General features: G+C 69.1%; 20 protein-coding genes. 10 read left to right on the top strand and 10 right to left on the bottom strand.

The window, feature by feature from the left end:
* Positions 1-62: 62 nt before the first annotated feature.
* Entirely contained in the window at positions 63-506 is a 444-nt protein-coding gene (locus ABZW96_RS05255) for a DUF3151 domain-containing protein (protein ID WP_355071537.1), read from the bottom strand.
* 185 nt (positions 507-691) lie between these two features.
* Positions 692-1,984, bottom strand: a complete 1,293-nt coding sequence (locus ABZW96_RS05250; protein WP_355071536.1) for a hypothetical protein — start codon at positions 1,982-1,984, stop codon at positions 692-694.
* 1 nt (position 1,985) lies between these two features.
* On the opposite strand from ABZW96_RS05250, the gene ABZW96_RS05245 reads away from it, so the two are divergent.
* Together ABZW96_RS05245 and ABZW96_RS05240 are read left to right on the top strand one after the other, a co-directional pair.
* Complete coding sequence (locus ABZW96_RS05245) at positions 1,986-3,221, top strand: hypothetical protein (protein ID WP_355071534.1); 1,236 nt, start codon at positions 1,986-1,988, stop codon at positions 3,219-3,221.
* A gap of 98 nt (positions 3,222-3,319) precedes the next feature.
* Positions 3,320-4,381, top strand: a complete 1,062-nt coding sequence (locus ABZW96_RS05240; protein WP_355071533.1) for a fused (3R)-hydroxyacyl-ACP dehydratase subunits HadA/HadB — start codon at positions 3,320-3,322, stop codon at positions 4,379-4,381.
* A gap of 10 nt (positions 4,382-4,391) precedes the next feature.
* Here the strand turns inward: ABZW96_RS05240 and ABZW96_RS05235 are convergent, their stop codons facing one another.
* Entirely contained in the window at positions 4,392-5,858 is a 1,467-nt protein-coding gene (locus ABZW96_RS05235) for a DUF4185 domain-containing protein (protein WP_355071532.1), read from the bottom strand.
* A 281-nt stretch (positions 5,859-6,139) separates the two neighbouring features.
* On the opposite strand from ABZW96_RS05235, the gene ABZW96_RS05230 reads away from it, so the two are divergent.
* Both ABZW96_RS05230 and ABZW96_RS05225 read left to right on the top strand, forming a co-directional pair.
* Entirely contained in the window at positions 6,140-6,520 is a 381-nt protein-coding gene (locus tag ABZW96_RS05230; RefSeq protein WP_355071530.1) for an excalibur calcium-binding domain-containing protein, read from the top strand.
* A 34-nt stretch (positions 6,521-6,554) separates the two neighbouring features.
* Positions 6,555-6,881 (top strand): excalibur calcium-binding domain-containing protein, encoded by a 327-nt coding sequence (locus ABZW96_RS05225; protein ID WP_355071528.1) that lies wholly within the window; start codon positions 6,555-6,557, stop codon positions 6,879-6,881.
* Here the strand turns inward: ABZW96_RS05225 and ABZW96_RS05220 are convergent.
* The gene (locus ABZW96_RS05220) at positions 6,878-7,996 is read right to left on the bottom strand and encodes a BTAD domain-containing putative transcriptional regulator (RefSeq protein WP_355071526.1); all 1,119 of its coding nucleotides are present in this window, start codon (positions 7,994-7,996) and stop codon (positions 6,878-6,880) included. The two genes, ABZW96_RS05225 and ABZW96_RS05220, sit on opposite strands and share 4 nt — an antisense overlap.
* Positions 7,997-8,027: 31 nt before the next feature.
* Complete coding sequence (gene fbaA, locus ABZW96_RS05215) at positions 8,028-9,062, bottom strand: class II fructose-bisphosphate aldolase (RefSeq protein WP_355071525.1); 1,035 nt, start codon at positions 9,060-9,062, stop codon at positions 8,028-8,030.
* A 298-nt stretch (positions 9,063-9,360) separates the two neighbouring features.
* Here fbaA and ABZW96_RS05210 point away from each other — a divergent pair, with 298 nt between their 5' ends.
* Positions 9,361-10,017 (top strand): VTT domain-containing protein, encoded by a 657-nt coding sequence (locus ABZW96_RS05210; RefSeq protein ID WP_355072109.1) that lies wholly within the window; start codon positions 9,361-9,363, stop codon positions 10,015-10,017.
* A 5-nt stretch (positions 10,018-10,022) separates the two neighbouring features.
* Positions 10,023-10,721 carry a DedA family protein gene (locus tag ABZW96_RS05205; protein WP_355071523.1) on the top strand — a complete coding sequence of 233 codons (699 nt, stop codon included), beginning with the start codon at positions 10,023-10,025 and terminating at the stop codon, positions 10,719-10,721.
* 7 nt (positions 10,722-10,728) lie between these two features.
* Here the strand turns inward: ABZW96_RS05205 and ABZW96_RS05200 are convergent, their stop codons facing one another.
* The 3 genes from ABZW96_RS05200 to ABZW96_RS05190 form a co-directional block, all read right to left on the bottom strand.
* Positions 10,729-11,814, bottom strand: a complete 1,086-nt coding sequence (locus ABZW96_RS05200; protein WP_355072107.1) for a glycoside hydrolase family 76 protein — start codon at positions 11,812-11,814, stop codon at positions 10,729-10,731.
* Positions 11,815-12,100: 286 nt separating this feature from the next.
* A complete protein-coding gene (locus tag ABZW96_RS05195; RefSeq protein ID WP_355071522.1) occupies positions 12,101-12,793 on the bottom strand; it encodes a TrmH family RNA methyltransferase in 693 nt (230 codons plus the stop codon).
* Positions 12,794-12,830: 37 nt separating this feature from the next.
* Entirely contained in the window at positions 12,831-13,166 is a 336-nt protein-coding gene (locus ABZW96_RS05190; protein WP_355071520.1) for a DUF4190 domain-containing protein, read from the bottom strand.
* Between the two features lie 92 nt (positions 13,167-13,258).
* On the opposite strand from ABZW96_RS05190, the gene ABZW96_RS05185 reads away from it, so the two are divergent.
* From ABZW96_RS05185 to ABZW96_RS05170, 4 genes are all read left to right on the top strand, one after another.
* Positions 13,259-14,629 carry a sensor domain-containing protein gene (locus ABZW96_RS05185; RefSeq protein WP_355071519.1) on the top strand — a complete coding sequence of 457 codons (1,371 nt, stop codon included), beginning with the start codon at positions 13,259-13,261 and terminating at the stop codon, positions 14,627-14,629.
* A complete protein-coding gene (locus ABZW96_RS05180; protein ID WP_355071518.1) occupies positions 14,626-15,279 on the top strand; it encodes a response regulator transcription factor in 654 nt (217 codons plus the stop codon). Before ABZW96_RS05185 ends, ABZW96_RS05180 begins: the two co-directional genes overlap by 4 nt.
* Before the next feature lie 74 nt (positions 15,280-15,353).
* On the top strand, positions 15,354-15,932 hold the full coding sequence (locus tag ABZW96_RS05175; RefSeq protein ID WP_355071516.1) for a Uma2 family endonuclease: 579 nt from the start codon (positions 15,354-15,356) through the stop codon (positions 15,930-15,932).
* A 61-nt stretch (positions 15,933-15,993) separates the two neighbouring features.
* Complete coding sequence (locus ABZW96_RS05170; RefSeq protein WP_355071515.1) at positions 15,994-16,440, top strand: hypothetical protein; 447 nt, start codon at positions 15,994-15,996, stop codon at positions 16,438-16,440.
* On the opposite strand, the gene ABZW96_RS05165 is transcribed toward ABZW96_RS05170, so the two are convergent.
* Positions 16,424-17,131, bottom strand: a complete 708-nt coding sequence (locus tag ABZW96_RS05165) for a lysoplasmalogenase (protein WP_355071513.1) — start codon at positions 17,129-17,131, stop codon at positions 16,424-16,426. The two genes, ABZW96_RS05170 and ABZW96_RS05165, sit on opposite strands and share 17 nt — an antisense overlap.
* Before the next feature lie 2 nt (positions 17,132-17,133).
* Positions 17,134-18,192 (bottom strand): beta-ketoacyl-ACP synthase 3, encoded by a 1,059-nt coding sequence (locus tag ABZW96_RS05160; protein WP_355071511.1) that lies wholly within the window; start codon positions 18,190-18,192, stop codon positions 17,134-17,136.
* Between the last annotated feature and the right edge of the window lie 2 nt (positions 18,193-18,194).

The raw sequence follows: 18,194 nt of genomic DNA, 5'->3' as shown, positions 1-18,194 counted from the left end.
GCACCCGTCACCCGGCCGCTACCTACCATCGAATCGCTACGCGGTGCTCCGATCACTACGACTCAGTCGAGGCCCAGCTCCGCGGCCGCCTGAGGGTCGCAGTCTTCCAGCAAGTCGAGGCAGCGAGCGTACTCGTCGGTCTCGCCGATCACCTTGGCGGCGCGGGCCAGCGCGCCGACGCTGCGCAGGAAGCCGCGATTGGGTTCGTGGCTCCACGGCACGGGACCGAAGCCCTTCCAGCCGTTGCGGCGCAGTAGATCGAGGCCGCGGTGGTAGCCGGTGCGGGCGAACGCGTACGCGGCCACGATGTCGTGGTTGACCGCCTCGTCCTGGGCTTCGCCACGAGACAGCGCCGCCTCGGCGAGGTGCGCCCAGGCGATCGAGGCGGCCGGGTGCTCGGCCGCCACCCGCACCGGATCGGCGCCGTCGAGGAGCGCGTCCTCGGCGTCGGAGAGTTCTGGTAGCAATACCGGTTGCGGTCCGAGCAGGTCACCGAACGAGGTCATGCGGTTCATTGTGCACCGCACGACGGTTTGCTCGACAGGCGACCGCCTCGCCTCCTCGCGTCACGGCGTAGGCCGAACACGGAGGTCAGGTGACGCGCCGGCATTCGTTCGGCTCGACGTGGGCTGATGCCGGACCTCGCCGGGCCGCGCCCATTAGGCTTGCCGTCGAGTTCAAACAGTTCCGCTTAGCGAGGGGTGTGCGTGTCCGACCCGAACGACGAGAAGAGCACGGCGCGAGACAGCGCCGGACCGGCCGACGCCGCCGGGGCCGACGCACGCCCCGAGGCCGCCACCGAACGTATCCCCGCCTCGGGCAAAAGCGGTTCCGCTTCGTCGGCTGCCCCCACCGAGCGCATCGCCAAGGCGCAGCGACCGGGTGCGACGCCGTCCGGCGGCGCCGCAGCAGCCGCCTCGGATGCTTCCGCGGCGAGATCGAAGGCCGGCGCGGGCACCGGTAGTCCAGCCCCTGGCGGCCAACCGAAACAGGCTCCCGGTGGCGGTCCGGTCCCCGGGAAGGACGCGAACACGGCCAAGGCGGGCACGAAACCGGCCAACGGTCCAGCGAGCGGTACGAACTCACCGGCTACGAATCCACCGGCTTCCAATGCGAGCGGCTCCGCACCCGCGGGTCCCGCGCCACAGGTTTCGACGCAGTCCGGAGCGTCCGGCGGTCCGAAGACCCCCGGCAACCAGGCGAATGCCACCAACCGGCCCGCAGCCGCGAGCCCCCGAGCGGCCGGGACCCCGGCTGGGTCCAACGCGACCAGTGGGACCAGCGCCGAAAGCACACCTGCCGCCGGTCCCTCGAGCGCGGCGAAGGCCGCTGGGGCGGCGTCAGCAGGCGGTACCGGTAAGCCGAACCCTCCTGCTTCTTCCGCGCCGTCCCCGGCGGGGCAATCAGCCGCGAAACCACCTGCGGGGCAAGTCGCAGCCAGCCGGAACACACCGCCGCCCTCCGGCCCGACCGCATCGAACGCACCCGGCGCCAAAGGCACAGCCCCTTCCGGTCCAGCGAACACCCCGGCAGGGAAACTCGGCGGCGCAGCAGCACCCAATGGCCCGGCCGCATCGAACCCGCCCGGCGCCAAAGGCACAGCCCCTTCCGGACCGGCGAACACCCCAGGGAAACTCGGCAGCACACCAACGCCCTCCGCCCCGGCCGCATCGAACCCGCCCAGCACCAAAGGCACTGCTCCATCTGGACCGGCGAACACACCAGGGAAACTCGGCAGCACACCAACGCCCTCCGCCCCGGCCGCATCGAACCCGCCCAGCACCAGAGACACAGCTCGTCCCGGACCGGCGAACAGCCCGGCAGGGAAGGTGGGCGGCGCACCGGCACCGTCCGGGCCAGGCACATCCAGCTCACGCCCAGCATCGGGCACCGATGCGGAAACGGCCGCGCCCGAGCGCGAGTCCGCGCCGGAGACCGGCGGTAGCGCCTCGAAGCCTGGTTCCGCTCCGGACCAGTCGCGCACCGTGCTGATCAAACGGGATCAGCTTCCGTCCGGTGCGGCCCCCGCGAGTGGGTCCGCTTCGAAAGACGCACCGGCGCAGCCGGATCGACCAGCGACGGACAAGGCACCCGACTCCGGCGCGAAGGCAGGACCGGCGGCCGCCTCGAAGAACGCGGCGACGGCCGAGACGACCCCGGGTACGCCGCCCGAGACCGCCGGTGCCTCTACTCCGCCCGGTGGCAAGCCTGAGGCCGAGACCGCCGCGATCCCGGGGGGCGGCGAATCCGCGACCGTCGTGATACGCAAGCCGTCGGCCGGACCGGCTCCCGCGCCGGAGCGGACCGGCGAATCCACCCCGGCCGAGGCGCAGAACCCGCCCGGTTCGGATGACGTGACGATGGCGATGCCGGTGGTCGGCCTGGACGACGCGAAGACCGTCGCGTTGCCCATCCAGCGCCCCGGCGACGGCGGCAGGCCGGGCACCGATCGCGTGGTCACTCCACCGGCGGGTCCGGTACCGGTCACCAAGCCGCCGAGCACGCCGCGTCCGGCTCCCGGTCCCAAACAGCCCGGCCCGCACGGCCCTGCCGCGCCGCCGCAGCACGGACCCGGCGTCGAGGACACCCGCCCGTCGCCGCAGCGTCCCGGCGGCAGACCGCGACAGGTGGCGACCGCACCGTCCCCCGCGGACGTCCAGCAGACCGTGCCCGCGCAGTCGATGGGGGGTCCGCGTGCTCCGCAGACCCGGCCCGTCGCGCCGCCGCAACGGATCCCCCCTGCTTCGCAGACCGCCGGTGCGACCGCCACCGGTCCCACTCGGCCCGATCGACGGCTGATCGTGCTCGGCGCGGCGGCCGTGGCAGTGATCGCGCTCATCGCGGTGATCGTGTCGCTTGTCACGATGTCCGGCGACGACTCCCCCGAGGCTCAGGTGCGCAGCGCCATCACCAGCTACACCGACGCGCTGAAGAGCGGCGATCTGGACGCGCTCCGCTCCACCACCTGCGGTCCGCTGCACGACTTCTATCAGGGCATTCCGAGCGACCAGTTCGCCGGCGTGCACAAGTTGTCGATGGAACGCAAGAACATCCCGGTGGTGGACAGCATCGACGCCATCCGCATCACCGACGCCACCGCCATCGCCCAGGCCACGGTGTACACCGAGGCCGACCCGGCGAAGCGGTCCGCACGCACCTTCGACCTGCAGCGCACCGACGACGGATGGAAGGTCTGCGATCCGCCCTCCAGCAGCCAGTAACCACCTGGCGGCGTGATAGCCGCCACGCATCGATGCCGGTCACACACGTCACACTCACCTGGTCAATGGTCCGGTCCGGCAGTAGCATGGCCGGGATCATGAGCAGGGAGCAGACGATGGCGCGGCCGGATATCGATGTCGTCCCGGTGACGCCGATCGGACAGCGATTCCGGGTGCGTGACCACTACGAGGTCGGCCGGGAGAAGGTCCGGGAATTCGCCCGCGCGGTACAGAACCACCACGCGGCGCACCAGCACGAAGCCGACGCACGCGCGCTCGGGTATCCCGGGCTCATCGCGCCGCCGACCTTCGCCTCGGTGATCGGGATGACCGGGACCAGGGCGTTGCTCGACACGGTGCTCACCGAGTACGACCTCTCCCAGTTCCTGCAGACCGATCAGGTCTTCGAGATCTACCAGCCGATCCTGGCCGGCGACCGGATGCGCAGCGAGATCGTCATCGAATCGATCCGCCAGTTCGGCGACAACGACTTCATCTTGGTGCGCTTCACGCTGAGCAACCAGCACGGCGAGGTCGCCATCGTCGGGTCGACCACGATCGTCGCGCGCCGCGGAGCCGAGGTCGACGACACGCTCGACGACATCGTCGAGAACGTCATGATGCACGGGCGCCCGGTCGAATCCCGGAGTACCGACCCCGCGCACAACGATGTGCTGGTGTCGCTCGGCGTCAGCCCGTTGGTGGAGCCGGTCGAGCACGAGTCCACGCCCGTGCACACGCTGCCCGCCTTCGACGAGCTCGCTCCTGGCGATCAGCTACCCGACCGTGCGTTCCAGCTGACCCGCGGCGACCTGGCGAACTACGCGGGCGTGTCCGGCGACGCCAATCCGATCCACTTCAGCGACCACGCCGCACAGCTGGCCGGGCTGCCGACGGTGGTCGCGCACGGCATGCTGACCATGGGCTTGGCGGGTGACTATCTCACCTCGTGGCTGGGCGATCCCACCGCGATCCAGAAGTTCAGCGTGCGCTTCTCCGGCTTCGTTCCGGTCGCCGCCGACGCGGCGGGCACGGTGGAGTTCACCGGCCGGATCAAGTCGCTGGACGCCGCCGCGCGCACCGCGACCATTCTGCTCGGCGGCTCGTCCGAGGGTCGCAAGCTGTTCGGTCGCGCGCTGGCCGAGGTCCGGCTCCGCTGACCCGAGCGGCTCACTCGCCGACGACCGAGTGCATCAGATACACGTTGTAGTCACTCCAGGTCGACATGGTGAAGTACAGATCCGGACCCGAAGACCACGGGTGGATGAAGCCGCCGTACAGCTCCGGATAGCTCAGCGCCGACACCGTCGGCGTGCTCTCCGACCACACGCCCTGCGGTGTGTCCGCCTCGCGTACGACCAGCGCCGCCTTCGTCGTGTCCAGATAGCTCATCTGCCAGACCTCGCGGGCGGCGTCGTAGCGGACCGACAGTTCACCGACAGGACCGTCCACGATCGGCGTGGCCGAGCCGAAGCCACCGACGGGGGTCCAGGTGCCATCCCGCCAATACTGGTAGGCGGTGGTGTTGAGCAGCTGGTCCTCGGGCACCCGAGCCAGGCCCACCGCGCCGAGGCGGGTGTTGGGCGTGCCGAACATGTAGACGTAACCCCCGTGCGGCACCATCGCGCTCACCTGGAAATTCGCCAGCCCGAAGATGTTGTCCCAGCGCGCGTGCGGGTCCTTCGTCCAGGTCTGGCCGTGATCGTCGGAGTAGGCGATGCCGCCGTAGTTGGTGAAGAACGTGCCGGGCAGGCTGTTCCAGGTCCGAATGGACATATAGCTCAGATACTGTCGCTCGCCCAGCGCGAAACCCGAGGTGGGAATGGTGGTGACCTCGACATTGTCGAGTTTGCGGCTGGAGAGCACCTCGGCCGCGTGGCAGCGGTCGTCGGTCACCATCCGGTCGAAGGTCACCCCGTCGGCGAGATCCCGGTCGGTGCTGAAGGCGAGGACGTTGCTGCGCCAATCCAGCCCCATGCCGCCCGGCGGATGGAAGCCGCGCCCCACGGTGTCGCCGAACGCGGTCGCGATCTCGCCCGGTGCGCTCTCCCACATGATGCCGAGGTCGGTGCCGTCCACCTGCCAGCGTTTGTCGGTGCGGTTCACCGAGTTCGCGCCGGTCAGCTTCGCCACCTCGCGAGCTGGACCGACCCGGGGCGCCGGGCGAGCCGGTGACTGCGCCGCAGGCTCGACCGGCGGCCGCACCGGCGCGGGTGGTGGGGGCACCTGGCCGGGGTCCGGGCCGGGGCCGGGAATCGCGAAGTGGAACGGTTTGGGATTGAGCAGGATTTCGGGGATCCCGAGCTGTCCGGCGAGACCCGGTGGCGCGCCGGGCAGATCGGTGAGATCCGGGCAGGGATTCGCGCAGGGATCCGGCGGGAGCTCCATCCGCGTTCGCTTCGGCGCGGATTCCGGCAGCTGTGGCGGGAGCACGGTGATCACCGGATAGGGAATCGGCACCTCCAGCGTTTTCGGCACCAAAGGCTCGTGGGTCGCCACCGGGTCGGTCGCGCACGGACCCACTCCCGCGAGAGGGCTCGCCGCTTCGGGCGCGGCGGCGGCAGGCCCGTCGGCGTAGACGAGCATTCCCGCGCCGACCACGATCGCACCGACCGCGGCGAGCATTCGCATCGCCATAGCAACCCCTCGAAATCCTTTGCGGACACGAATCTTGCAAGACGAACCAGCGGAACGACCCTACCCCGTTCGCCTTTCGAAGGCTGTCAGAACGACACGCCCAATAAATAGGACGAAATTGCCTCATTTGCAAGGTGAAACGCCCCGGATTTGCTAGCGTCCATTTCGCGACGACTCCAGTCGGGGAGAGTGGCCGCACGGAGCAGACTCCGCGCCATAGTTCGAAACCTTTGCCGCCGCGCATGTTCCATCATGCCCGGCCCCGACCAAGAACGGATCACATGAAGAACCCACTCCTGCGCGCCGTGCTCGGCATCGGCTCCGCCGGTTTGCTCGTCACCGCCGTTGTCACCCTCGGCTCGCCCGTCGCGGCGGCAGATCCACTCACCGACCTGCTCTGCGGTTCCGGATCCGCACAGTTCTGCCCACCGCAGGCGGCACCGCCGCAAACTCCGCCGCAGCCGAGCAATCCGCCGGCCCCGAACAATCCACCGGCCCCGAACAATCCGCCGCCGAACAACCTGCCCCCGCAAGCGCCCCCGAGTCCCTACTACAAGAACTGCACGGAGGTCCGCAACGCCGGTAAGGCCCCACTGCGGCGTGGACAGCCGGGTTACGCCCCCCACCTGGACCGGGACAACGACGGAATCGCTTGCGAGTGAGGCGCGCCGGACGATCCGGGAGCAGGATGGAGACGTGACCAAGTCAGTTCTCCGCGTGGCACCCGCGATCGGGGCGGCGCTGCTGGCGGCCGGAGCGTGCGCGCTCTTGCCGTCGGCGGCGTCCGCCGTCCCGCCCCCGGCCGTCGCGATCGCCGGACCGCACGACGACCATCCGATCCCGCACAATCGGTCCGGGCCGAAGGGGGACAGCGAGCGACCCGAGGAACCCGCCGAGCGGTCGCCGAAGATCTACACCGACTGCGACCAGGTGCGCGCCGAGGGCGCCGGGCCGCTGTACCGCGGGCAGCCCGGCTTCAACGCCCAGCTGGACCGGGACGGCGACGGGATCGCCTGCGACTAGTGCAGCGCCTGGAAGGTCAGGATCGTCGCGCCGATCCGGATCAGGTCGCCGTCGGCGAGCAGCACGCCGCTGTCGATCGCGTCGTCGTTGACGTAGACGCCGTTGGCCGAATGCAGATCCTTGATGAGCAGACCGGAGCGACTCGGCATGATGTGCGCGTGGTAGCGGCTGGCCCGCGGGTCCTCCAGCACCAAGTCGTTGTCGGTCATCCGCCCGATACGCAGGCCGCCCTGCGCGATCGCCACCACGCGACCGTCCGGCATCCGCAGCTGACCGCTGCGCACCGCACGCGGCACCTCGGTGACCGTCTCGGTCATCGCCGCGGCCAGGCGCTCGACCTGCCGGAGTTCGACCGTGCTCAGCGGCTCCTGCCGCAGCACGCGCTGCTCCAGGTCGATCAGCGCCGGCCCCGGGTCGATGCCGAGCTCGTCGGCGAGCACGCCGCGCACCTTCCGGCACGCCTCCAGCGCGTCCGCCTGCCGTCCGGACAGATACAGCGCGGTGATCAACTGGCCCCACAGCGGTTCACGCAACGGGTGCTCGTTGGTCATCGCCACCAGTTCGCCGATCACCGAGGACGCTCGCCCGCAAGCGATCTCGGCGTCGATCCGGGCCGCCGCGGCCAATAACCGCTCCTCGTCCATGGCGGTGGCGAACCCGTCGGCGAACTGCAATCCGGCCAGATCGGCCAGCGCCCGGCCGCTCCACTCGCGCAGCGCGGAGCCGAACAGCTGCGCCGCCCCGGCGTGATCACCCGCCTCGGCGGCACGGGCGCCCGCCTCCCGCGCCGCTTCGAAACGTCCCAGATCGCATGCGGTCTCGTCGATCTCCAACCGATAGCCCGACGACTCGGTGCGCAGCACCGTCGCCGGGTCCACCCCGGAGTTACGCAGCGCCTTGCGGATGTTGGAGACGAAGACCTGCAGGCTGGCGGCATAGGCGTCGGGCGGTTCCTCGTTCCACACCAGATCGGCGAGCGCGGCCGACGACACCGCGCGCCGCCGATTCACCGTGAGCGCGGCGAGCAGAGCTCGCGGTTTGGGCCCGCCGACGGCCACCGGTTCGCCACCGACGAGCAGCCGCACGGGCCCGAGCACGCGCACATCCAAACTCATGTGCACCAAGCCCCTGACGGGTGTATCAGGGTCAGGCGCTGATCGAGCGTCCGGCCGAGTGCAGGTCGTTGCACGCCTCCACCACACGCGCCGACATCGACGCCTCGGCCTTCTTCAGGTAGCTGCGCGGGTCGTAGGCCTTCTTGTTGCCCACTTCGCCGTCGATCTTCAGCACGCCGTCGTAGTTGGCGAACATGTGCCCGGCGACCGGCCGGGTGAACGCGTACTGGGTGTCGGTGTCGACGTTCATCTTCACCACGCCGAAGCGCAGCGAGTCCTCGATCTCGGACTTCAGCGAGCCCGAACCGCCGTGGAAGACGAAGTCGAACGGCTGCGCGTCGGCGCCGAGGCCGAGCTTGGCCGCCGCGACGCGCTGGCCCTCGGCGAGCACCTCGGGCTTGAGCACCACGTTGCCCGGCTTGTACACGCCGTGCACGTTGCCGAAGGTGGCCGCGAGCAGGTACTTGCCGTTCTCGCCCGCGCCGAGGGCGTCGATGGTCTTCTGGAAGTCCTCCGGCGAGGTGTAGAGCTTCTCGTTGATCTCGGCCTCGACGCCGTCCTCCTCACCGCCGACGACACCGATCTCGACCTCGAGAATGATGTTCGCGGCGTGGGTGGCCTTCAACAGCTCCTTGGCGATCTCGAGGTTCTCGTCGATCGGAATCGCGGAACCGTCCCACATGTGCGACTGGAACAGCGGGTTCTGGCCGGCGTTGACCCGCTCCTGGGAGATCGCCAGCAGTGGACGGACGAAAGAGTCCAGTTTGTCCTTCGGGCAGTGGTCGGTGTGCAGCGCGATGGTCACGTCGTACCTGGCCGCGACCACGTGCGCGAACTCGGCCAGCGCCACCGCGCCCGTGACCATGTCCTTCACACCCTGGCCGGAGCCGAATTCCGCGCCGCCGGTGGAGAACTGGATGATGCCGTCGCTGCCCGCGTCCGCGAAACCCTTGATGGCCGCGTTGATCGTCTCCGACGACGTGCAGTTGATGGCCGGGAATGCGAAGGAATTGGCTTTGGCCCGACCGAGCATCTCGGCGTAGACCTCCGGAGTCGCGATGGGCACTGTAAGACCTCCGTGTTGTGCGGCAAAGACCTATTTTGTCAGCCTTCACCCTAAGGCAGCGGTGTTTCGCCTGGTATGCAGGGAGGGAGTGCGCAGTTGACCCGCCGGTAATTTTGCGCACAGCACGAGCTTTTTCAGGTGGAGCCGGTACTGTGGGGCCGGTAATTTGCGCTGGCAGCTTCCGACGCGGTGGCAAGCGATGCAGGCCAGCCGTATCGGGACAGGAGGCCACGTGATTCTGCAGGCAGCGACAGAATCGGTGACGAGCAACCTCGCGTTGACCGAGTTGCTCGATCCGATGCACCTGCTCACGGAGACGTGGCTGAAGGACGCGGTGCTGCCGGCCATCCTGGTCATCGTCTTCATCGAGACCGGCTTGCTGTTCCCGATCCTGCCCGGCGACTCGCTGCTGTTCACCGGCGGCCTGCTCGCCGCGCAGCCGAATCCGCCGGTGTCGATCTGGGTGCTGGTGCCCGCCGTCGTCCTGGTCGCGTTCGCGGGAGACCAGTGCGCGTATTGGATCGGCCGGGCGATCGGGCCCGCGCTGTTCCACAAAGAGGACACCCGTTTCTTCAAGAAGCACTACGTGACGCAAACGCACGAGTTCTTCGAAAAGCACGGGCCGAAGACGATCATCCTGGCCCGCTTCGTGCCGATCGTGCGCACCTTCATGCCGGTGCTGGCCGGTGTCTCCAAGATGGACTACCGCAAGTTCGTCGCGTTCGACATCGTCGGCGCGCTGCTGTGGGGCGGCGGTGTCACGGTGCTCGGCTACTTCCTGGGCAACGTCGCGTTCATCCGGGACCACGTCGAGGCGATCTTCTTGCTCATCGTCTTCGTGTCGATCCTGCCCGGCATCAGTGCGGTGGCGAAGAAGCTGCTCGGCCGCAATGCGCAGGCGCAAGAGCAGGCCGAGGCGAAGCTGCCCGCCTCGACCAGCGAGTCCACCCGCTGAAGCCGGTGACGACGGAATCGTCGCCCCTAGCCGTGGGCAGTTTCGATCCGCTACTGTCGGCGGGCCCCGCGCTCGTCTGGACGGTGGTGCTGACCTTCGTTTTCCTCGAGTGCGCGGTGATCCTCGGGCTGTTCTTGCCCGGTGACTCGATGCTGATCACCGCGGGCATCGTGATGGCGTCGCACGCCTCGGGTGAGACGCACGTCTGGGCGCTGTCGGTGGGCGCGATGGTCGCGGCCATCGCGGGCAATCAGGTCGGCTACGTCATCGGGCACCGCACCGGACGACACCTGGTGGCCAGGAAGAACGGCAGATACATCAACGTCCGCAACCTGCAACGCGTCGCAGAGCTGCTGCATCGGCACGGCTTCGTCGCGGTGCTGATCGCCCGGTGGATCCCGTGGGTGCGCACCCTGTGCCCCTCGGTAGCGGGCGCCGCGCGGATGGACCACCGCAAGTTCACAGTCGCCAGCACGATCGGCGCGATCGTCTGGGCGCCGGTGCTGTTGCTCATCGGGTACTACGCGGGCAGCTTCCTGCAGCGCGTGCAATGGCTGATGCCGATCGTGATCGGCACGCTGGTGGTGGGCCTGATCATCGGGACGGCGCTCGGCGTGCGGCACTACCGGCAGGAGATGTCGCAACCCGCCGAGGACTTCGCGCTGGAAACGGCTCCGAGCGCCGTGCTGGAGCCCGAGGGCTGATACTCGGTCACAGCCCAGCGGCGCTGACCTGGTAGGCCGCCTCCATGAGCAGCCAGCCGGACAACTGCACCGACATGTCGCGTCCCGGCACTTTCGACGAGGTGACCGAGCCGCCGGAGGTGAGGTAACCAGCTCCCGCGCTGCCGCCGGGCAGTCGCGCGGGCTTGCTCCAGTCGTGCCCGAACAGTGGCTCGCCCTCGACTTGCAGCCGGTTCGCCCACGCCGCCTCGGCGGACGCGGTGACGATAGCGGCGGCCGCGCGGCGGTCGGCGATTTGCTGGGCGTCCTCGCCCGGCAGCATCACCGCGACCAGCGCCAGGTATCGGGCCAGGATGCCGTTGAACAGGCCGCCGTCGCCGCCGCCACCACCGTCGACCACACCGTCGGTGGTCATGTGTTCCTCGACGGCCGCGAGCAGCCGGTGCACGCGTTCGGTGTGCCTGGGTTCGCCGGTCTGCACGGCGAGCTCGGTCTCCAGGCCGAGCGCCACACCCTGGCAGTAGCTGAACACGGGACGCTCGATCTCGCCGGAGGGTAGGTGAATGCCATCCAGGATCAACCCGGTCTCCGGATCGCGCAGGGTCGCGTCCAGCCAGTCGGACATCTCCTGAGCGCGTTGGACGCGCCCGAGGCGCAACAGCGCGATCGCGGCAGGACCGTTCGCGGGCGCGTTGAAGTAGTCCGAGCCGATGCGCCAGGGCAGACCGCCGCCGACCTGCGGCTGCCAGCCGTCGTGCAGCTGCTTCTCCAGCGCGACCAGCGCACTGCGCACGTCGGTGCCCTGGGTGCGCTCGGCGCGTTCCAGCGCGATGGCGAGCCAGGCCATGTCGTCGTAGTAACGGTTGGTCCAGCCGGTGATGTTGCGGATGCGGTGTGAGCGCGCCAGCGCGGCGATTCGCCTGCGGCGCAGCGGAGTCGGCGCCCGATTCGCGGCGTCGGTCGCGCACTCGATCAGATGCGCCTGCCACCAGTAGTGCCACGCGCCGAAGATTCGCTCCCGCTTGGTCGCCGGCCAGCCGACCACACCGAGTTCGGTGCCGGGGAGCGCCCACAGCGCGCGCAGATGCCGGGAGATGATCGACGATTCGGCCATATCGGCCCGTTCGGACCACAGCGTCGCCGGCGCGACGGCCTCCCGGCCCGCCGGTGCCCGGCCCGCCGGTGCCCGGCCGGCCGGCGGACGCGGTGCCGCGGAGCCCGTCTCGGCGTGCTCCACGCTCGGCACCTCGATATCGTCGCTCCGCGAGGTCATGGGTCAATGGTGCCAGGCCAGAACGCATTTATGCGCCCGATTTGTTACGAAAGCGATGTGGAATCGTGCCGGTGGGCTTCCGGGGGCGAAGATCGCCAGCTCAGACGATCGTGCGCGGGTCCGGCGCTCACCATGCGGTCGCCGGATCGGCGTGTTGCCGGATCCAGGCGTGCATGGCGATCCCGGCGGCCACGCCCGCGTTGATGCTGCGGGTCGAGCCGAACTGCGCGATCGACACCGTCATCACGGCGGCCTGCTTGGCATGGTCGGTGACACCGGGGCCTTCCTGGCCGAACAGCAGTAGGCACGCGCGCGGCAGCGTAACCGTCTCCAGCGGCACCGAACCCGGCACGTTGTCGACGGCGACCACGGTCAGGCCCGCGCGCTCGCTGAACGCCAGCAGTTCGCCGATGTCGGCGTGGTGGCGGATGTGCTGGTAGCGATCGGTCACCATGGCGCCCCGGCGATTCCAGCGCCGACGCCCGACGATGTGCACGGCCGCGGCGGCGAAGGCGTTCGCCGTGCGGACCACCGTGCCGATGTTCGCGTCGTGCCCGAAATTCTCGATCGCGACGTGGAACGGGTGCCTACGCCGGTCGATATCGGCCACGATGGCCTCGCGGCTCCAGTAGCGGTAGGCGTCGACCACGTTGCGGCGGTCGCCACCGGCCAGCAGTTCGGGATCGAGACGCGGATCATCCGGCGGCGGCTCGGCGTGCTCGCTCGCCCACGGACCGACGCCGTTGGGGTGCTCGCCCCACTCCGTCGGGCCGGGTAGATCCTGCTCCGCCGCGTCCGGCGCTGGGTGACTCACCTTCATGATGCTAATTCCGGGCACCGCGCCCGCGACGCGTGGCTCAGTAGCCGGACGAGCTTCCCGCGAACACGCCGACCAGGGCGAGCACCAACATCAACAGCAGGAACAGCAGGCTCACGCACAGCAGCCCGGTCGCGATGATGCCGCAGATGTATCCCGCGTTGACATTCCCCCGGCCACCGATGGTTCCACCGGACGCGTCGATCTCGTTGAGCGCCCGCTTGCCCATCACCCACGCGAAAGGTCCGATGAACTGACACAGCACGAGACTCAGGATGCCCAGGATCAAGATCGTGGTGGATTGCGGGTGGTCCGGTACTCCGTAGGCCCCATAGGCTGGATAGCCGTACGGCGGCGGCTGCGGCGGGTAGCTCATCAGCAGGATCGTAGTAGGTGTGGCTGCCTACACCACTTTTTCGGCGGTCGGCTCCATCGACCCCCGGAATCGCCGCGACCACCATGGATTCCATGACCGAGACACACACCGAACCGACCCTCGTGCTCGACGCGCCGGCCAGTGCGCCGGAACCGGAAGAGCATGTCCTTCGATCGGTCCTGCTCGCACCCGTGCGCGCCCGGTTCTGGAAGGAACTCGTCTACGTTCTCACCGTTTTCGTGCTTGGCTGCCTGGCCGTCGCCTACCTGTTCCTCGGCTTCGGCGGCGGGCTGTATCTCGCGATCACCGTCATCGGCCTGCCGGTGCTGGCAGGCGTGCTGCTCGGCGGACGGCTGTGGGGCCGGGTCTACCGCGCCCTGGCCAAAGATCTGCTCGGCATCGTCGTCGCGCCGCCCCCGCCGTTCGCACCCGCGTCCGGCCTGATCGGATTCTTCCGCAGCGCCTTCACCGATCGGGCGGCATGGCGAGCGGCATTGTTCCTGCTCGCGCAGGCGGTGCTCGGCGTCGCGGTGGGTTACCTGGTGCTCGTCGGGGTGGCGATGACCATGTTCACCGCGCTCTCCCCGATCCCATGGGCACTGATCCGCCCGACGAATGTCGACGAGAACGGTGTCGAGCACCAGTCGATGGTCCAGTTCGGCGGTCTCTACCTCGACAGCTGGCCGAAAGTGCTGGCGTTCGCACTGGTGGGAGCGCTCGGCTGCCTGGCGCTGCCCTGGCTGCTGCGCGGCGTCTGCTGGTTGCACGGGCTGTTGACGATCGCGCTGCTCGGCGCGACGACCCGCGATCGCCGAGTGACCGAGTTGCAGGAGAGCAGGCGCACCGCCGTCGAGGACTCCGCGGCCACGCTGCGCAGACTGGAACGCGACCTGCACGACGGTACTCAGGCCAGACTGGTCACCATCGCGATGGCGCTGGGCCGTGCGGAGGATCGGCTGGCCGCGGGCGGCGATCCCAGCGACCTCATCGCCGAGGCGCGTGCGGGTTCCAAGGAGGCGCTGACCGAACTGCGCGAACTGGTGCGCGGAATCCACCCGCCCGCATTGGAATTGGGGCTCGGACCGGCGCTGGAGACGCTGGCGGCGCGCTGCTCGGTGCCGGTGCAGCTGCGGGTGCATCTGCCCGAACGGCCCACTCCGGCCATCGAAGCGATCGCGTATTTCTCGGTGGCCGAATTGCTGACGAACGTGGTGCGGCACGCGCGGGCCACCAGCGCGTGGGTCTCGGCGCTGCCGGGTGACGGGCGGACGATCGCGGTAACAGTGCGGGACAACGGTATCGGCGGCGTGATGACGCCCGTCGACGGCGCGCTCGGCGCGGGCAGCGGGTTGTCCGGCCTCGCGGCGCGGGCCCGCACCGTCGACGGGACGCTGACCGTGCACAGCCCGGCCGGTGGGCCGACGGTGGTGACGATTCTGCTGCCGCTGGCGGGGTCACGATGAGTGACGGACTACGCCTCGTGATCGCCGAGGACAGCGCCATCCTGCGCGACGGGCTCGCCGGGCTGCTGACCGAACGCGGCCACGAGGTGGTCGCCATGGTCGGCGACGCGACCACTCTCGCCGACGTGGTCGGCACACATAACCCCGATGTCGTCGTGGTGGACGTGCGGATGCCGCCCAGCTACACCGACGAGGGGCTTCTGGCCGCCATCGAATTGCGCCGCAAATACCCGATGACCGGCGTACTGGTGTTCTCCCAGTGGGTCGAGACCCGCTATGCCACGGAATTGCTGGCCGGTGGCGCGAGCGGCGTGGGCTACCTGCTCAAGGACCGGGTCGCCGACGTCCGTGACTTCGTGGACGCGCTGCACCGCGTGGCCACCGGAGGGACCGCGCTCGACCCGGAGGTGGTGAGTCAATTGATGGGCGCCTCACGTCAGCAGGATGCGCTGGCCCGCCTCACCCCGCGCGAACGCGAGGTGCTCGAGCTGATGGCCCAAGGCCTGTCCAACAGCGCCATCGCCGCCGCGCTGACCGTCACCGAGCGGGCGGTGGAAAAGCACATCGGCAATATCTTCCTCAAGCTCGACCTACCGCCCTCCGACACTCACCACCGCCGCGTCCTGGCGGTATTGCGACTCAAGGGCTGACGGCGCTGTGGTTTGTCGGCACGTTATGCCAGACTGGCCCCAACGCGGTATCCGTGCGGGGAGGGGAGGAAGCGATGACCGTCGACGTGAACTGGCCTGATCATCTGCTGACCCTGGAGGACTGGATTGCGCTGCCGGAGGACAGCAGCCGAAATTACGAGCTTGTCGAGGGGGTTCTGGTCGTGTCACCGAAGCCGGTGTCGCAACATCAGCGCGCTGTCTTGCGGCTGGGCCCGCAGTTGGAACCGCAACTGCCCGACACCCACGGCGTGCTGGCCGATACCGAAGTGGTGATCGACGCAGGCTCGGTGCCGACCATCCGAGTTCCGGACATTCTCGTGGTGCCCGAAGCTGGTATCGAGGCCAACCTGCCGCGCTATGATGCGGCCGACGTGCTGCTCGCCGTGGAGATTCTGTCGCCCGGTTCACGACGTACCGATCGAGTGACGAAATTCTTCGAGTACGCCGAGGCGGGTATCGAATACTACTGGCTGATCGACCTCGACAAACCCACAAGCCTTGTCGCCTACCACCTCATCGGCCGCGACTACGAACTCGTCGCCGAACAATCCGGCACCGTAACAGTCGACATTGCCGGAACCCCGATCACAATCGACCTCCCCGCGCTGACCAGCAGCCGAGCGGGCCGATAGCGCTTTCCACCGCCCGTTCCGGGCCTATCCTGGAGGTCTGGCACTCGGGGTGGAGGCTGGTATGGATCACGAGCGGATACTGCGCACGGTGCTCGGGGTGACCGCCGGGTATCTGATCCTGCTGGCGCTGTGGTTGGGGTGGGTGGTGCATCGGACGCCGCCGGGGACGGTGCCGTATCAGATCGTGGCGTTGGTCGGGTTGTTCGGTTCGTGCGTCGGCATCGGGATGATGCTCGCCGGACGGCCGTCCAAGGCGGATCGCCGCTTGTGGCGGCACGGGCTGGAAGGCTGGGCGACCGTCGAGGGCGTGCACCCACTCGAGCGCACCGACCATTACACGGAGCTCACCGAGCTGGATCTGGAACTGACCGTACCGGGCTCCGAGAGTTACCGCGGCACTGTGGTTTTCGACGCCACCCCGGCCGACAAACCCCGGCTCGCGGTCGGCGAGATCCTCTCCATCCGCGTCGACCCGGCGAACCGGGATCGCATCATTCTGGTGCTGTGAGCACCGGCTTCACGTGCGCTTTCGGATCGGCGAGCAGGTACTGCGCGGCCGCGTAGGTCGCCAGGATCACGCCTTCGGCCACCCGCCGGGTCCGCTCGCCGCGCGCGAACAACCGCCGCAGCACGATCAGCCCGTCCGAGACGGTGAACAGCAGCGCTCCGATGCCGAGGCGGCTGCGCGGATCGGTACCGGGAATGTTCACTCCCGCAATGTTTTTCGTGGCGGGCGCCAGCGCAGGGTCCGACGCGAGCACGGCCGCGGTACCCAAGGTGACGCCGTACGCGGTCAGCGGCGCGGCCACCGAAGGGGCCTTCTTCCGCAGCAACCCGGCCGCACCCAGCCAGGCGGCCACCCGCGGTACGGCCACCCCGGCGGCGGGCCTGCCACCCATCCGCCACCACAGCGTGGAGTATCCGGCCTGCATCACCGCGAACGACGAGGCGCCCGCGATCAGCCTGCGATCGTCGTCCGGATCGATGAGCAGGATGTCGCCGACCGTGGCCGCGCCCAGCGACCCGATCAGCACCGTGCGCTCGGTGGACGGCAGCTCTCGGCCTTCGGTGGCCACGTCCGCCGCGAGCAGCGGCATCAGCAGCGGCTTCGCGATCCACTGCGCCTTCTCCCGCCCGGTGACGGCGCCGAAGACGGTGAGCGCCGCCGCCGCGAGATATCCGGCTCGGAACGGCCGCATGGTCAGAAGCTCGGCTCGGCGGGCGCGGGCGGCAGCGTGACGACTTGTCCCGCGTAACTCAGCCCCGCGCCGAAGCCGAGCAGCAACGCCGTCTGCCCGCCCTTGGCCTTGCCGGTGACCAGCATTTCCTCGATCGCGAGCGGAATGGACGCGGCGGAGGTGTTTCCGGTGTTCTCGATGTCGTTGGCCATCGGGATCTCGTCGGCCAGCCCGAGATTCTTCTTCATCAGCTCGTTGATCCGGGCATTGGCCTGATGCGGGACGAAGACCTCGATGTCCTCCTTGGCCACGCCGGAGACCTCGAGCGCGGTGGACAGCGCGCGCGGCAGGGTGACCGCGGCCCAGCGGAAGACGCGGGGGCCCTCCATCCGCAGCGACATCCGGCCGACCGGATCCACCGCCGGGTCGAGCCCCTGCATGGCCTGAGCGCGCTGCATGTACTCGAGGAAATCGATGTCCTGCATGATCGCTGCGGCGTTCTCGCCGTCGCTGCCCCACACGGTCGGCGAGATGCCGTTCTCGTCGCTCGGGCCGACCACGACCGCGCCCGCGCCGTCACCGAAGATCATCGCGGTGCCGCGGTCGGTGGGGTCGAGTCCGACGGTCATCGTCTCGGCGCCGATGAGCAGGACGTACTCGGCGGAACCGGATCGGATCATGTCGGCGGCCACGCCGAGGCCGTATCCGAAGCCGCCGCAGCCGGAGGTCAGGTCGAAAGCGGGGACGCCGTTCATGCCGATGTCATAGGCCACCTGCGGCGCGCCGTGCGGGGTGAGGGTCAGCCAGCTGGAGGTGGCCAGGATCACGGCGCCGATCTTCGACCGGTCGACGCCGCTGTTGACGATCGCGCGCTCGCCCGCCGCCGCCGCGATCGACCGGAGCGTCTCGTCACCGCTGATCCAGCGCCGGTTGCGGACGCCGGTGCGCTCGAAGATCCACTCGTCGGTGGAATCCAGGACCTCGCAGACCTCCGCGTTGCTGACCAGGCGTTCGGGTCGGTAAGCGCCGATTCCGAGCATCGCGACGTTCTCGCGGCTCCTGTTGACTGCAATGCTCACCACTG

The organism is Nocardia sp. NPDC004168 (assembly GCF_040610355.1).
GTDB classification, from domain to species: Bacteria; Actinomycetota; Actinomycetes; order Mycobacteriales; family Mycobacteriaceae; genus Nocardia; species Nocardia sichangensis.
This window is presented reverse-complemented; position numbering and strand designations above follow the sequence as displayed.